General features: G+C 48.1%; 1 protein-coding gene. It reads left to right on the top strand.

All coding sequences use genetic code 11. The annotated features are described in order from the left end of the window. Positions 1–55 precede the first annotated feature (55 nt). The coding region (locus SB775_RS28665; RefSeq protein ID WP_410864574.1) for a hypothetical protein at positions 56–293 on the top strand (238 nt) is incomplete at its 3' end.

The raw sequence follows: 293 nt of genomic DNA, 5'->3' as shown, positions 1-293 counted from the left end.
CTTTGAAGGCGAGCCGTCCGTTTCCTATACGGTCTTTTTGCAGACCGGGCAAGATGTGCCGTCTGTCGATGACCGTGTCAGCGAAGTAATTGATGGCTTCAATGAAGAATTGCCTGCTGTCATTTCTGCTGAACGCTATGTTTCCCAAGCCGAAAACGTCAATGAAATTTTCAGTACACTTTATATTTCGCTGCTGATTGCGGTGCTTGCAGTCTTGATTGTGACAACTGCCGGGCTTACCCTTTACGGCGCATTTGCAGTCGCATTGACCGTATTGGCATCTGTGTTGATCG

Source organism: Peribacillus sp. SIMBA_075, from assembly GCF_046534585.1.
Note: the sequence above shows the minus strand (reverse complement) of the source record. Positions and strands in the feature narration are given on the sequence as shown.